We start from the raw sequence: 14,183 nt of genomic DNA, 5'->3' as shown, positions 1-14,183 counted from the left end.
CCAGGGCCTGACGCTCCAGGACTCCGGGCCGCGCGTCGACGCGATCAAGCTGGGGCAGGGCCCGCGGAAGCCGGGCACCAAGCAGGTCGCCGTGGCGTATGCGATCCGCCGTTACATGCGCACCTGGACCGCGCGCGCCAGTCGGTCGTGCAGGCCGCGGCCGTCCCGGTCCCAGACCAGCGCCGGGATGACGAGGGCCAGCAGGACCGTGCGCAGCAGCACACGCGGGACGCCGAGGCGACCGCCGTCCTCCGCGACCACCCGGAGGCCGAGAATCCGCTTGCCGGGGGTGAATCCCACGGTGGCGACCGTCAGGACGGACAGGGCGACGAAGACGGCCAGCGTCCAGTTGCCCGTGGCGCCCAGGTCGCCGTGCGCGATCAGCCCGTAGGCGATGAGCTGGCAGCCGACCCAGTCGATGGCGACGGCGCCGAGCCGCCGCCCGAACCGGGCCACCGAACCGGGCCCCGACGGGGGCAGCCCGAGGCGCTCGCCGCGGTAGCCGAAGTCGACGCCCATCTCCTCGGCGGCCGCGCGGGGGCCGGAGAGCCAGGATCCGATTGCTTGCCTGTTGTCCACTCGACCACGGTACCGGTGGCGCTCCATGCGACCTGGACGGACCCCTGGTTAACTTGTGCGAAACAAATGGGTCATGCTTGAGAAATCCCGTCTGCTTATGGTCGGGTCAGCGTGCGGCACCGCACTGACGCACCACGAGCTATACAGCCCGTCCCTGCCCCGGGGTCGGGAGTAGGAGGAGTTGGATGTTCCAGAACGCCGACGAAGTGAAGCAGTACATCGAGGAGAACGACGTCAAGTTCGTCGACGTCCGTTTCTGCGACCTGCCTGGTGTGATGCAGCACTTCACCATCCCGGCTCGGGCGTTCGACCCGGCCGAGGAGCTCGCCTTCGACGGCTCCTCGATCCGTGGGTTCCAGGCCATCCACGAGTCCGACATGGCTCTGCGTGCCGACATCACCACCGCGCGTCTCGACCCGTTCCGCCGCGACAAGACGCTGAACATCAACTTCTTCATCCACGACCCGATCACGGGCGAGGCGTACAGCCGCGACCCGCGCAACATCGCGAAGAAGGCCGAGGCGTACCTCGCCTCCACCGGCATCGCCGACACCGCGTACTTCGGGCCCGAGGCCGAGTTCTACATCTTCGACAGCGTGCGCTTCGCGACCACCGCGAACGAGGGCTTCTACCACATCGACTCCGAGGCCGGCGCCTGGAACACCGGTTCCGAGGAGAACAACCGCGGCTACAAGGTCCGCTACAAGGGCGGTTACTTCCCGGTCGCCCCGGTCGACCACTTCGCCGACCTGCGTGCCGAGATCTCCCTGGAGCTCGACGCCCAGGGCCTCCAGGTCGAGCGCCAGCACCACGAGGTCGGCACCGGCGGCCAGGCCGAGATCAACTACAAGTTCAACACGCTGCTGGCCGCGGCCGACGACCTGATGCTCTTCAAGTACATCGTGAAGAACGTCGCCTGGCGCAACGGCAAGACCGCGACCTTCATGCCGAAGCCGATCTTCGGTGACAACGGCTCGGGCATGCACGTCCACCAGTCCCTGTGGGCCGGCGGCGAGCCGCTGTTCTACGACGAGGCCGGCTACGCGGGCCTGTCGGACACCGCCCGCTACTACATCGGCGGCATCCTCAAGCACGCCCCGTCGCTGCTGGCGTTCACCAACCCGACGGTGAACTCCTACCACCGCCTGGTGCCCGGCTTCGAGGCCCCGGTCAACATGGTGTACTCGCAGCGCAACCGCTCCGCGGCCATGCGCATCCCGATCACCGGATCGAACCCGAAGGCCAAGCGCGTCGAGTTCCGCGCGCCGGACCCGTCCTCGAACCCGTACCTGGCGTTCGCGGCCCTGCTGCTGGCCGGCCTCGACGGCGTCAAGAACAAGATCGAGCCGATGGAGCCGATCGACAAGGACCTCTACGAGCTCTCGCCCGACGAGCACGCGAGCGTCCCGCAGGTCCCGACCAGCCTCGAGGACGTCCTCAAGGCCCTGGAGGAGGACCACGAGTACCTCCTGGCCGGCGGTGTCTTCACCCCCGACCTGATCGAGACCTGGATCGACTACAAGCGCACGCACGAGATCGCCCCGATCGCCCAGCGTCCGCACCCGCACGAGTTCGAGCTCTACTTCGACCTGTAAGAAGTCGCACGTCAGAGCGGGCGTCCCTCGGGTCGTCAGTAGGCCGTCGGCCGCGTCCTTCCCCCGGTGGGAGGGCGCGGCCGTCGGCCTTTTCGCGCGGTGTCCCGCGCCTGCCCCGGCATGCGGGGGCGGGGCGCGGGGAGCACGATGGACGTGTCCCGACCCCCAGGTGGAGAAGTCGTGGTGCCGATGCCCGACAAGGACGCAACGCTCATCAGCAGGCGGCACGCGGTCCGGGCGGCGGTGACGCTCACGCTGGCCGCCTGCGTGCTGCTGCCGGCCGGCGGTCTCGCCTCCGCCGCGGCGGGGAGCCACGCCACGGCGGTGGCGGGCACGGCCGCCGTGGCCGCCCCGGCCGAGACGCGGTACGACCGGATCGCCGTCCAGACGCTCGACGACATCGTGAACGGCAGGTTCGCCGCGGCCACGGCCCACTTCGATCCGACGACGCGCGGACTGCTGCCGCCCGCCGCCCTCGCACAGGCGTGGACGGCGTACCAGGCGGCGTTCGGAAGCTACCGGTCGCACGGGCAGCCCGCGGACGTCGCATCCGGCGCGTTCACCGTCGTCAACGTGCCGTTGAGCATGGAACACCGGCCCGGTGAGTTCCGCGTGAGCTTCCACGAGGACGGGAGCATCGCCGGTCTGTGGTTCCTCAAGACGGGAGTGCCGGTCTCGGCGTGACGGCTCCTCGCGGCGGCGACGGTGCGGTTCAGCCCCCCGACACGACCGTCATCCCGCGCGTCAGCTCGCGCAGGCAGCGTAGTGCGAGTTCGGCCGGGGAGCCGGGGCCGGAGGCGGGGGCGTCGGTGGTCGACCAGAGTTCCAGGGCGATCCGGATCGCGTCGGTCGCGGCCGCGGCCAGCAGGCGGATGTGGACGGGATCGGCGTCCGGGCCGGCGAGCCGGGCGATGACCGGCACCAGCCGCTCCTCGGAGTCCTGGTTGACCCGGTACCAGACCCCGCGCAGAGCCTCGTCGGTCGCCGCCGCGCGGAGCAGGCCGCGGGTGACCTCCAGGCCCTCCTCGATGGACTGCAGGTCGCTGAGCGAGCGGGACACGGCACGGTCCAGCGCCTCCGCGAGTGGAGTGCCGGGGTCCTCCTCGGCGAGGAGGGCGCGCCAGGCGTCGCCGCCGCTCGCCAGCAGCGGGGCCACGGCCTCCTGCTTGTTGCGGAAGTAGCGGTAGAAGGTGCGCAGCGCCACACCGGCCCGGTGGGCGATGTCCTCGGCGGTGGTGCCGTCCGGGCCGTGCTCGGCGAAGAGTTCACAGGCCGCGCGGGCGATGTCCAGCTGCGTGGCCGCCTTGCGGCGCTCGGTCAGCGACTGGGCTCCGGGGCCGGCCTGGGGGGAGTACGGACGAGGGGATCTCACGGGGGAAGCCTACCGTCCTGACATCAGGGTATTACATGTTTTGACAGGGTGGCAAAACGTGTCACCGTCCGAGTAGGCTCGCCCCATGAACCGTTACGAAGGACGTCGCGTCCTCATCACCGGCGGCGGCTCCGGCATCGGCCGCGCCACCGTCCACCGCATCCTCGCCGAGGGCGGCCGGGTCCACACCGTGGACGTCGACGAGGCCGGCCTGAAGGCCACGGCCGAGCAGGCCGCCGCCGACGGGAAGGCGGACGGCCTGAGCACCGCCGTGCTCGACATATCCGACGAGCAGTCGGTGACCTCGGGGGTCGCGGCCGCCGTCTTCGCCCTCGGCGGCCTGGACGTGCTGGTCAACGCCGCGGGCATCCTGCGCTCCGCGCACACGCACCAGACCACCCTCGACTTCTGGAACAAGGTCATCGGGGTCAACCTGACCGGCACCTTCCTGATGATCCGCGAGTCCCTCCCGGCGCTGCTCGAAGGCGACCGGCCGGTCGTCGTCAACTTCAGCTCGACCTCGGCGTCCTTCGCGCACCCCTACATGTCCGCCTACGCGGCCAGCAAGGGCGGCATCCAGTCGATGACCCACGCCCTGGCCGCCGAGTACAGCAAGCAGGGCCTGCGCTTCGTCTCCGTCGCGCCCGGCTCCATCGAGAGCGGCATGACCACCGGCAACGGCCCCGGCCTGCCCGAGGACACCGACTGGAGCCTGTTCACCAAGCTCGCCCCGGCCCTCGGCCAGGGCTTCGCGGGCCCGGAGACGGTGGCCGGCGTCGTCGCGATGCTGGGCTCCGACGACGGCGCGTTCATCACCGGTACGGAGATCCGCATCGACGGCGGCACGCACTACTGAGCGTCGGGGCGTCCGCCGGACACCCCTCAGCCCCTGAACCGGTCCCACAGCCGGGGGAAGCGCTCCGCCAGGACGGCTTCGTTCTCGAAGTCCAGCGGCGCGCCCTCCGGCTCGGCCGGCTGCAGCGCGATGCCCAGGTCCGGCGCCACCGAGCCCGTCAGCTGCTCGTAGGCCTCGTCGGCCGCGTACCCCAGCTCCTCGCCGTCCCCGTCGATCTCCTCGTCGAATTCGGTCAGCAGCTCCGCGAGCGCGTCGGGATCGTGCACCGCGCCCTCGAAGACCTCCCGCCCCTGGCCGATCAGCCAGCACCGGAAGTAGTCGAACGCGTCGTCGCTCGCCCCGTCCAGCAGCACCCACGCGGCACCCCACAGGTCCCACGTGTACGCCCGGTTGTACCGGGACTCGAAGTGCCGGGCGAAGTCGAGCACGGAGTCCGGGTCGAGCTGTGCCAGCCGCTCGACGAGCAACTCGGCGTGCTCCTCGGGGTCGCCCTCGGCGGCCTCGCGGGTACGGTCGACGATCTCCCAGAACTCCGTCTCGTCCATCACGGCTCAAGCATCACGGGTCCACCCCCGCGCCGCCACCGCTCATACGGCCAAAGGCCGGTGAACGCCCCCCGCGTGGCCGCAAAAGCGCCGGGGAAAAACGGACGAGGCGGTCCGCCCCCCACGGGGCGGACCGCCTCACCGGTCCTGCTTCGGCGTCAGGGCCTACAGGCCGTAGCGCTCCCGGGCCTCCTTGATGGCCGAGGCCGGGACCTCGCCGCGGCGGGCGAGCTGGGCCAGCGCGGCCACCACGATCGACTGCGCGTCGACGCCGAAGTGGCGGCGGGCGCCCTCGCGGGTGTCGGACAGACCGAAGCCGTCCGTGCCCAGCGAGGTGTAGTCCTGCTCCACCCACTGGCTGATCTGGTCCGGGACCTGGCGCATCCAGTCGGAGACGGCGAGCACCGGGCTGGTGACGCCCTCCAGCGCGCGCGTGACGTACGGGGTGCGCGTCTCGCCGCGCAGCAGCGCCTCGTCGCACTCCAGCGCGTCGCGCCGCAGCTCGCCCCAGGAGGTGGCGGACCAGACGTCGGCGGCCACGTTCCAGTCGGCGGCGAGCAGCCTCTGCGCCTCCAGGACCCAGTGGATCGCCGTACCGGAAGCCATGAGCTGGATCTTCGGGGCGTCGGCGGCCGGAGCCTGCTCCGCCAGGTCCACCGCCGTGTTGAAGCGGTACAGACCCTTGAGGATGCCTTCCTCGACGCCCTCGGGCATCGCGGGCTGCACCTTCGGCTCGTTGTAGACCGTCAGGTAGTAGAAGACGTCTTCCGGCTTCTCGCCGTACATGCGGCGCAGACCGTCCTTGACGATCACCGCGATCTCGTACGCGAAGGCCGGGTCGTAGTTGAGCGACGCCGGGTTCGTGGACGCGATCAGGTGCGAGTGGCCGTCCGCGTGCTGGAGGCCCTCACCGGTCAGCGTGGTGCGTCCCGCGGTGGCGCCGACGATGAAGCCCTTGCCGAGCTGGTCGGCGAGCTGCCACATCTGGTCGGCGGTGCGCTGCCAGCCGAACATCGAGTAGAAGATGTAGAACGGGATCATCGGCTCGCCGTGCGTCGCGTACGACGTACAGGCGGCGATGAAGTCGGCCATGGCGCCGGCCTCGGTGATCCCCTCGTTGAGGATCTGGCCGTCCTTGGCTTCCTTGTAGTACATCAGCTGGTCGCGGTCGACCGGCTCGTACGTCTGTCCCAGCGGCGAATAGATGCCGGCCGACGGGAAGAGGGACTCCATGCCGAACGTGCGGGCCTCGTCGGGGACGATCGGGACCCAGCGCTTGCCGGTCTCCTTGTCCCGCATGAGGTCCTTGACGAGCCGGACGAAGGCCATGGTGGTGGCCATCTCCTGCTTGCCGGAGCCCTTGAGCAGCGGGGCGAAGGAACGCTCGGCCGGGGCCGGCAGGGCCACGTGGTGGACCTTGCGGGCGGGGGCCGGGCCGCCGAGGGCCGCGCGGCGCTCGTTCAGGTAGCGGACCTCGGGGCTGTCGGCGCCGGGGTGTCCGTACGGGACCTGGCCGTCGGCGAAGGCACTGTCGGGGATCGGGAGGCCAAGGAGGTCGCGCATGTCCTTGAACTCGTCGATCGTCAGCTTCTTCATCTGGTGGTTCGCGTTCTTCGACTCGAACCCGGCGCCCAGCGTGTAGCCCTTGACCGTCTGCGCGAGGATGACGGTCGGCGCGCCCTTGTGCTCCAGGGCGGCCTTGTACGCGGCGTACACCTTGCGGGGCTCGTGGCCGCCGCGGGAGCTGTGGAAGCACTCGGCGATCTTCGCGTCGGCGAGGACCGCGGCGAGCTGCTTGAGCTCGGCGTTGGCGCCGAAGAAGTGCTCGCGGATGTAGGCCACGTCGCGGGTCGCGTACGTCTGGAACTGCGCGTCGGGTACCTCGCGCAGCCGGCGTACCAGGGCGCCGGTGGTGTCCAGCTGGAACAGCTCGTCCCAGGCGGAGCCCCACAGCGACTTGATGACGTTCCAGCCGGCGCCGCGGAACTGGGCCTCCAGCTCCTGGACGACGCGGAAGTTGGCGCGGACCGGACCGTCGAGGCGCTGCAGGTTGCAGTTGATGACGAAGGTCAGGTTGTCGAGCCGCTCGCGGGAGGCGAGGGCCAGGGCGGCGGTCGACTCGGGCTCGTCCATCTCGCCGTCGCCGAGGAAGGCCCAGACGTGCGAGTTGGCGGTGTCCTTGATGTTCCGGTTCTGCAGGTAGCGGTTGAAGCGCGCCTGGTAGATCGCGGAGAGCGGGCCGAGGCCCATGGACACGGTCGGGAACTCCCACAGCCAGGGCAGGCGCCGCGGGTGCGGGTAGGACGGCAGGCCGTTGCCGCCGGACTCCTGGCGGAAGTGGTCGAGCTGCTGCTCGGAGATCCGGCCGTCGAGGAAGGCGCGGGCGTAGATGCCGGGGGAGGCGTGGCCCTGGATGTAGAGCTGGTCGCCCGATCCGTCGGCCTCCTTCCCGCGGAAGAAGTGCTGGAAGCCGGTCTCGTAGAGCCAGGCCGCCGAGGCGAAGGTGGCGATGTGGCCGCCCACGCCGTACTTGGAGCCGCGGGTCACCATGGCGGCCGCGTTCCAGCGGTTCCAGGCGGTGATCTTGGCTTCCATCTCCATGTCACCCGGGAACTCGGGCTCGGCGGAGGTGGGGATGGTGTTGACGTAGTCCGTCTCCAGCAGCTTCGGCAGGGCGAGGCCGGCGGCTTCGGCGTGCTGGAGGGTGCGACGGAGCAGGTATTCGGCGCGGCGCGTACCGGCGGCCTTGGCGACGGCGTCGAGGGAGGCCGCCCATTCGGCGGTCTCCTCGGTGTCGCGGTCCGGGAGCTGGTCGAGCTCGCTCGGAAGCTTTCCTACGGGGTCGGACATCGGTGTGCGCCGCCTTCCGGACAAAGGAGAGGTGGTGAAGAAGAACCCTGACGGGCAGGACAGGGCCGGCAGACCCGGGTAGGGGTCCGCGACGACTGTAAATCGCTGATCGATGATCGATCAAACGAAAGTGGCGAAGAAATGTCGATCCGGCGAAAGTCGGCACCGGGTGCCATGAAATCGGGCACCCGGTGCCGGGCAAAACCGGGCAAGCCACCCGGTCACGCTCGGGGTGCGCATCCCAGGACGTGCCGCTTCACCAGCACGCCGATGTCCGGATCCTGGTGGCGGAACGCCTCGACGAGGGCCGCGTGCTCTTCCGCGTACGACTTCTGCACCGTCCCGAGCCAGCGGATGGACAGGGCCGTGAACACCTCGATGCCCAGGCTCTCCCAGGTGTGCAGCAGCACGCTGTTGCCGGCGGCCCGCACCAGCTCGCGGTGGAAGCCCACCGTGTGGCGCACCTGCGCCGTCCCGTCCTCGGTCCGGTCCGCCTCCCACAGGGCCGCCACGTGCGGCTCTAGCGCCGTGCAGTCGGCGGCCAGGCGAGGCGCCGCCAGTTCGGCCGCGATCTGCTCCAGACCGGCCCGGACCGGGTAGATCTCCTCCAGGTCGGCGGCGGAGAGGTTCCTTACGCGGACCCCCTTGTTCGGCGCCGACTCGATCAGGCGCAGCGTCTCCAGCTCCCGCAGTGCCTCGCGGACCGGCGTCTGGCTGACCTCCAGCTCGACGGCGATCCGCCGCTCGACGATCCGCTCACCGGGCTTCCAGCGGCCGCTGACGATCCCCTCCACGATGTGCTCGCGGATCTGCTCGCGCAGCGAGTGCACGACGGGTGGGGTGATCATCGGCGCTTCATCTCCTGGGGGCGCGCGGGGCTGATGCGTAGACAATACGGCGGTGTCGGCCGACGCGATGCGTTCCTGGTCAGGGACCCGGGGTGAGGCTCGTTACAAGACCGCGGACGGGCCGGGGGTGACGACGGCGCCCCCGCCCGGAAGGTTCCGGACGGGGGCGCCGTACGCGACAGCTGTGCGGCTACCGCCGCGGCTGGTTCCCTACAGGCCGAGCTCGACCTCGAACTCGCCGGCTTCGAGGATGGCCTTGACGGCCGAGAGGTACCGGGCCGCGTCCGCGCCGTCCACCAGGCGGTGGTCGTAGGACAGGGTCAGGTACGTCATGTCGCGGACGCCGATGACGGTGCCCTCGGGCGTCTCGATGACCATCGGACGCTTGACGGTGGCACCGATGCCCAGGATGGCGACCTGGTTCGGCGGCACGATCACGGTGTCGAACAGCGCACCGCGCGAGCCGGTGTTGCTGATGGTGAAGGTCGCGCCCGACAGCTCGTCCGGCGTGATCTTGTTTCCGCGGACCTTGGCGGCCAGGTCGGCGGTCGCCTTGGAGATGCCCGCCAGGTTGAGGTCACCGGCACCCTTGATGACCGGGGTCATCAGGCCCTTCTCGGAGTCCACGGCGATGCCGATGTTCTCCGAGTCGAAGTAGGTGATGGTGCCCTCGTCGTCGTTGATCCGGGCGTTGACGACCGCGTGGGCCTTCAGCGCCTGGGCGGCGGCCTTGACGAAGAACGGCATCGGCGAGAGCTTGACGCCCTCCCGGGCCAGGAAGGACGCCTTGGCCTTCTCGCGCAGCTTCATGATCTTGGTGATGTCCACCTCGACCACGGAGCTGAGCTGCGCCTGCGTGTGCAGGGCCTTCATCATGTTGTCGCCGATGACCTTGCGCATGCGGGTCATCTTGACCGTCTGACCCCGCAGCTCCGACACCTCGGCCGCAGCCTTGGCGGCGGCCGGGGCGGCGGCGGCGACCGGCGCCGGGGCGGCGGCCTTGGCGGCCTCGGCGGCGGCCAGGACGTCCTGCTTGCGGATGCGGCCACCGACACCGGTGCCCGAGACCGTGGACAGGTTGACGCCGGACTCCGAGGCGAGCTTGCGCACCAGCGGGGTCACGTACGCGCCCTCGTCACCGGCCGGGGCCGGGGCGGCGGGGGCGGGCGCGGCGACAGGCGCCGGGGCGGCGGCCTGAACCGGAGCCGGGGCGGCGACCGGAGCGGGAGCCTGGACCGGAGCCGGAGCCGGAGCCGGAGCCGGAGCCGGAGCCGGAGCGGCCGGGGCCGGAGCGGCCGGGGCGGCGGCCGGAGCCGGGGCCGCGGCCGGGGCGGCACCGGCGACGCCGATGACGGCCAGACGCGCGCCGACCTCAGCGGTCTCGTCCTCGCCGACGAGGATCTCCAGCAGCGTGCCGGCGACCGGCGCGGGGATCTCGGTGTCGACCTTGTCGGTGGAGACCTCCAGCAGCGGCTCGTCGGCCTCGACCGACTCGCCGACCTGCTTGAGCCAACGGGTGACGGTGCCCTCGGTGACGGACTCGCCCAGCGCGGGCAGCACGACATCGGTGCCCTCGGCCGAACCGCCACCGGCGGCCGCCTCGGCCGTCGGAGCGGGAGCCGGGGTCTCGACCTCGGTCGACGGGGTGGCCTGGGGGGCCTCCGGCGCGGGGGCGGCGGCGGTCTCGGCGGCCGGAGCGGCGGCCTGGGCCGGCGCGCCCGAGCCGTCGTCGATGACGGCCAGCTCGGCGCCGACCTCGACGGTCTCGTCCTCGGCGACCTTGATGGAGGCCAGGATGCCGGCGACGGGCGACGGGATCTCGGTGTCGACCTTGTCGGTCGAGACCTCGAGCAGCGGCTCGTCGGCCTCGACGCGCTCGCCCTCGGCCTTCAGCCAGCGGGTGACGGTGCCCTCGGTGACGCTCTCACCGAGCGCCGGAAGGGTTACGGAAACCGACATGGTTTCAGTTGCTCCTAACGAAAGTGCGGAAGTGGTCGTCGCGCCCGTGACTGTGGATTAGTCGTGGGAGTGAAGCGGCTTGCCGGCCAAGGCCAGGTGGGCCTCGCCGAGCGCTTCATTCTGGGTCGGGTGCGCGTGGATGAGCTGCGCGACCTCGGCCGGCAGAGCCTCCCAGTTGTAGATCAACTGGGCCTCGCCGACCTGCTCGCCCATCCGGTCGCCGACCATGTGGACGCCGACCACGGCACCGTCCTTGACCTGGACGAGCTTGATCTCGCCCGCGGTCTTGAGGATCTTGCTCTTGCCGTTGCCGGCCAGGTTGTACTTCAGCGCCACGACCTTGTCCGCGCCGTAGATCTCCTTGGCCTTGGCCTCGGTGATGCCGACGGAGGCGACCTCGGGGTGGCAGTACGTGACGCGGGGAACACCGTCGTAGTCGATCGGGACGGTCTTCAGACCGGCCAGACGCTCGGCCACCAGGATGCCCTCGGCGAAGCCGACGTGCGCGAGCTGGAGGGTCGGGACGAGGTCACCGACGGCCGAGATGGTCGGCACGTTGGTCTGCATGTACTCGTCGACCAGGACGTAGCCGCGGTCCATCGCGACGCCCTGCTCCTCGTAACCCAGACCCTGCGAGACCGGGCCGCGACCGATGGCGACCAGCAGGACCTCCGCCTCGAAGGTCTTGCCGTCGGCCAGGGTGACCCGTACGCCGTTCTCGGTGTACTCGGCCTTGTCGAAGAAGGTGCCCAGGTTGAACTTGATGCCGCGCTTGCGGAACGCGCGCTCCAGGAGCTTGGAGCTGTTCTCGTCCTCGACCGGGACCAGGTGCTTGAGGCCCTCGATGACGGTGACGTCGGTACCGAAGGACTTCCACGCCGAGGCGAACTCGACGCCGATCACGCCGCCGCCCAGGATGATCGCGGACTCGGGCACGCGGTCCAGGACCAGCGCGTGGTCCGAGGAGATGATGCGGTTGCCGTCGATGTTCAGGCCCGGGAGCGACTTCGGCACGGAGCCGGTCGCCAGCAGGACGTGGCGGCCCTGGACGCGCTGCCCGTTCACGTCGACGGAGGTCGGGGAGGAAAGCCGGCCCTCACCCTCGATGTACGTCACCTTGCGGGAGGCGACCAGACCCTGGAGGCCCTTGTAGAGGCCCGAGATGACGTCGTCCTTGTACTTGTGCACACCCGCGATGTCGATGCCCTCGAAAGTGGCCTTGACACCGAACTGAGCGGCTTCGCGCGCCTGGTCCGCGATCTCACCGGCGTGCAGCAGAGCCTTCGTGGGGATGCAGCCGTTGTGCAGGCAGGTGCCACCGAGCTTGTTCTTCTCGATCAGCGCAACGTCGAGACCCAGCTGGGAGGCGCGCAGCGCCGCGGCGTAACCGCCACTGCCACCGCCGAGGATCACTAGGTCGAAAACGGTGCTGGCGTCGTTCGCCACGTCACGTCCTCCATGCATGTGCGCCGGGCACCGGTCCTCAGTGACCGGGCGGCGGCTGGTATTCGGCCGCTTGTTTCTTCGGCCCTGTGGTGGGGGCCCTGTCCTGCCGAGAACCCATCTTCGCATTTGTCGGGGGAACACGGGACGCCGGGCCCCGGCCGGCGACGGCCGTTCCGCCGGAATGCGTGTTACCAGTGCGTAGAAAACTACTGATCGTCGAGATTTCGTCCAGAGCGAACGCGCCCCGGGATCCTCGTCGGGGTCCCGGGGCGCGTGCTCGCGAGCAGGTCGGGCGTCAGCCGAGGTCGCCCGTGGCGGTCCGCTCGGCCAGTCGCACCAGGGTGCGCACGGCGGAGCCGGTGCCGCCCTTGGGGGTGTAGCCGTACGGGGCGCCCTCGTGGAAGGCGGGGCCCGCGATGTCGAGGTGGGCCCAGGTGATGCCCTCGCCGACGAACTCCTGGAGGAAGAGGCCGGCCACCAGGCCGCCGCCCATCCGGACACCCATGTTGGCGATGTCGGCGGTGGGGGAGTCCATGGTCTTGCGCAGCTCCTCGGGGAGCGGCATCGGCCAGGAGGACTCGCCGACCTCCTCCGCGATCTCGTGGATCGAGGTGCGGAAGGCGTCGTCGTTGGCCATGATCCCGAAGGTCCGGTCGCCCAGGGCCAGCACCATGGCGCCGGTCAGGGTGGCGACGTCGACGATCGCGTCCGGGTTCTCCTCGGAGGCGCGGGTCAGCGCGTCGCCCAGGACCAGGCGGCCCTCGGCGTCGGTGTTGAGGACCTCGACGGTCTTGCCGCTGTACATGCGCAGGACGTCACCGGGCTTGGTGGCGGAACCGGACGGCATGTTCTCGGCGAGCGCGAGCCAGCCGGTCACGTTGACCTGGAGGCCGAGCTTGGCGGCCGCGACGACGGCGGCGAACACGGCGGCGGCGCCGGCCATGTCGCACTTCATCGTCTCGTTGTGACCGGCCGGCTTGAGGGAGATGCCGCCCGAGTCGTAGGTGATGCCCTTGCCGACGAAGGCCAGGGTCTTCTCCGCCTTGGCGTGGGTGTAGGACAGCTTCACCAGGCGCGGCGGGTTCTCGGAGCCCTTGCCGACGCCCATGATGCCGCCGAAGCCGCCCTTGATCAGCGCCTTCTCGTCCAGAACCTGGACCTTGACGCCGTTCTCCTTCGCGGTCGCGGTGGCGACCGCGGCGAACGCCTCGGGGGTCAGGTCGTTGGGCGGGGTGTTGACCAGGTCACGAGCGACGTTGACCTCGGTCGCGAGGACGACGGCGCGCTCGGCGGCAGCCTTGTGCTCCTTGTCGCGCGGCTTGGCGCCGAGCAGGGCGACCTCGGCGAGCGGCTGCTTCGGGCCGCCGTTCTTCTCACCGTTCTTGGCGACCTTGTCGGCGCCACCCTGGTAGGCGGTGAAGGCGTACGCGCCGAGCAGTGCGCCCTCGGCGACGGCGGTGACGGCGGAGGCGTCGTCCAGGGGAAGGGCGAACGCGGCCTTCTTCGAGCCGTGCAGGGCGCGGGCGGCGGAGCCGGCGGCGCGGCGCAGGGCCTCCTCGTCGTACGACTCGTCCTGCTCCGGGACGGAGCCGAGCCCGACGGCCAGCACGACCGGGACCTTCAGACCGGCGGGTGCGGGCAGCTTGGTGACCTCGCCTTCGGCGCCCGAGGCGCCCATGGCGTCGAGCACGGCGGCGAGCTTTCCGTCGAACGCCTTGTCCACGGCCTCGGCGCCCGCGGCGACGACGGGCCCCTTCGGGCCCTTCGCCACGCCGACCACGAGGGCGTCGGCGCGGAGCGTCGCCGCGCCGGCAGTGCTGAGAGTCAGAGCAGTCACGGTGGTGAAGTCTCGCTTCCGTTTGTGTATGTGTGCGCTGCGGTCGCGTCGGGGTCGCCGGCCGCTCCGCAGCGATCGTATTCGGGCGCGGCGGCACCCGGAAAGGAGCCTACGCGTACGCCCCCGTCCGTACGTCACTCGAAGGTTTGGCAAGTTGTTCGACGGAACCACTGACAGGTTCACCCATCTGTGGTCTCTGTTCCAGGTTTGCCCTTTAGACCTGACGAGGTCCGAGAGACTCGAGCCACTCTCGCAAGGGGGCGTGGGGTCCCTTTGCATGATTTCCACAGAGCCTC

11 protein-coding genes are annotated in these 14,183 nt (G+C 70.4%); 3 read left to right on the top strand and 8 right to left on the bottom strand.

What is annotated here, in order from left to right:
• Positions 1-111: 111 nt before the first annotated feature.
• The gene (locus ABZ934_RS22795; protein ID WP_361316127.1) at positions 112-579 is read right to left on the bottom strand and encodes an RDD family protein; all 468 of its coding nucleotides are present in this window, start codon (positions 577-579) and stop codon (positions 112-114) included.
• A 185-nt stretch (positions 580-764) separates the two neighbouring features.
• Between ABZ934_RS22795 and glnA the strand changes: the two genes are divergently transcribed.
• Together glnA and ABZ934_RS22785 are read left to right on the top strand one after the other, a co-directional pair.
• The gene (gene glnA, locus ABZ934_RS22790; protein ID WP_361316125.1) at positions 765-2,174 is read left to right on the top strand and encodes a type I glutamate--ammonia ligase; all 1,410 of its coding nucleotides are present in this window, start codon (positions 765-767) and stop codon (positions 2,172-2,174) included.
• 189 nt (positions 2,175-2,363) lie between these two features.
• Positions 2,364-2,858 carry a DUF3887 domain-containing protein gene (locus tag ABZ934_RS22785; RefSeq protein ID WP_361316157.1) on the top strand — a complete coding sequence of 165 codons (495 nt, stop codon included), beginning with the start codon at positions 2,364-2,366 and terminating at the stop codon, positions 2,856-2,858.
• A 28-nt stretch (positions 2,859-2,886) separates the two neighbouring features.
• Here ABZ934_RS22785 and ABZ934_RS22780 read toward each other — a convergent pair whose 3' ends face one another.
• Positions 2,887-3,546, bottom strand: coding sequence for a TetR family transcriptional regulator (locus ABZ934_RS22780; protein WP_361316122.1), 660 nt, complete (start codon positions 3,544-3,546; stop codon positions 2,887-2,889).
• An 85-nt stretch (positions 3,547-3,631) separates the two neighbouring features.
• Between ABZ934_RS22780 and ABZ934_RS22775 the strand changes: the two genes are divergently transcribed.
• Entirely contained in the window at positions 3,632-4,402 is a 771-nt protein-coding gene (locus ABZ934_RS22775) for an SDR family oxidoreductase (RefSeq protein WP_361316119.1), read from the top strand.
• A gap of 26 nt (positions 4,403-4,428) precedes the next feature.
• Here the strand turns inward: ABZ934_RS22775 and ABZ934_RS22770 are convergent, their stop codons facing one another.
• The 6 genes from ABZ934_RS22770 to ABZ934_RS22745 all read right to left on the bottom strand — a co-directional run bounded on the left by ABZ934_RS22770 (position 4,429) and on the right by ABZ934_RS22745 (position 13,887).
• Positions 4,429-4,947 (bottom strand): DUF4240 domain-containing protein, encoded by a 519-nt coding sequence (locus ABZ934_RS22770; RefSeq protein ID WP_361316154.1) that lies wholly within the window; start codon positions 4,945-4,947, stop codon positions 4,429-4,431.
• Between the two features lie 165 nt (positions 4,948-5,112).
• Positions 5,113-7,797 (bottom strand): pyruvate dehydrogenase (acetyl-transferring), homodimeric type, encoded by a 2,685-nt coding sequence (gene aceE / locus ABZ934_RS22765; RefSeq protein ID WP_361316117.1) that lies wholly within the window; start codon positions 7,795-7,797, stop codon positions 5,113-5,115.
• Positions 7,798-8,018: 221 nt separating this feature from the next.
• Positions 8,019-8,642: a GntR family transcriptional regulator gene (locus ABZ934_RS22760; RefSeq protein ID WP_361316152.1), complete on the bottom strand. Its 624-nt coding sequence runs from the start codon at positions 8,640-8,642 to the stop codon at positions 8,019-8,021.
• Positions 8,643-8,855: 213 nt separating this feature from the next.
• The gene (gene sucB, locus ABZ934_RS22755; protein WP_361316114.1) at positions 8,856-10,604 is read right to left on the bottom strand and encodes a 2-oxoglutarate dehydrogenase, E2 component, dihydrolipoamide succinyltransferase; all 1,749 of its coding nucleotides are present in this window, start codon (positions 10,602-10,604) and stop codon (positions 8,856-8,858) included.
• 57 nt (positions 10,605-10,661) lie between these two features.
• Positions 10,662-12,050, bottom strand: coding sequence for a dihydrolipoyl dehydrogenase (lpdA, locus tag ABZ934_RS22750; RefSeq protein WP_361316111.1), 1,389 nt, complete (start codon positions 12,048-12,050; stop codon positions 10,662-10,664).
• A gap of 295 nt (positions 12,051-12,345) precedes the next feature.
• Positions 12,346-13,887, bottom strand: a complete 1,542-nt coding sequence (locus ABZ934_RS22745; RefSeq protein WP_361316108.1) for a leucyl aminopeptidase — start codon at positions 13,885-13,887, stop codon at positions 12,346-12,348.
• Positions 13,888-14,183 lie beyond the last annotated feature (296 nt).

The organism is Streptomyces sp. NPDC046557 (genome assembly GCF_040645975.1).
GTDB lineage: Bacteria > Actinomycetota > Actinomycetes > Streptomycetales > Streptomycetaceae > Streptomyces.
The sequence above is the reverse complement of the archived record's forward strand: the minus strand, read 5'-3'. Positions and strand labels throughout refer to the sequence as shown.

What these genes read in the sequence shown, in the direction of transcription:
- glnA (WP_361316125.1), top strand. Translation starts at nt 765, where the DNA reads ATGTTCCAGAACGCCGACGAAGTGAAGCAGTACATCGAGGAGAACGAC.
- ABZ934_RS22785 (WP_361316157.1), top strand. Translation starts at nt 2,364, where the DNA reads ATGCCCGACAAGGACGCAACGCTCATCAGCAGGCGGCACGCGGTCCGG.
- ABZ934_RS22775 (WP_361316119.1), top strand. Translation starts at nt 3,632, where the DNA reads ATGAACCGTTACGAAGGACGTCGCGTCCTCATCACCGGCGGCGGCTCC.
- ABZ934_RS22770 (WP_361316154.1), bottom strand. Translation starts at nt 4,947, where the DNA reads ATGGACGAGACGGAGTTCTGGGAGATCGTCGACCGTACCCGCGAGGCC.
- aceE (WP_361316117.1), bottom strand. Translation starts at nt 7,797, where the DNA reads ATGTCCGACCCCGTAGGAAAGCTTCCGAGCGAGCTCGACCAGCTCCCG.
- sucB (WP_361316114.1), bottom strand. Translation starts at nt 10,604, where the DNA reads ATGTCGGTTTCCGTAACCCTTCCGGCGCTCGGTGAGAGCGTCACCGAG.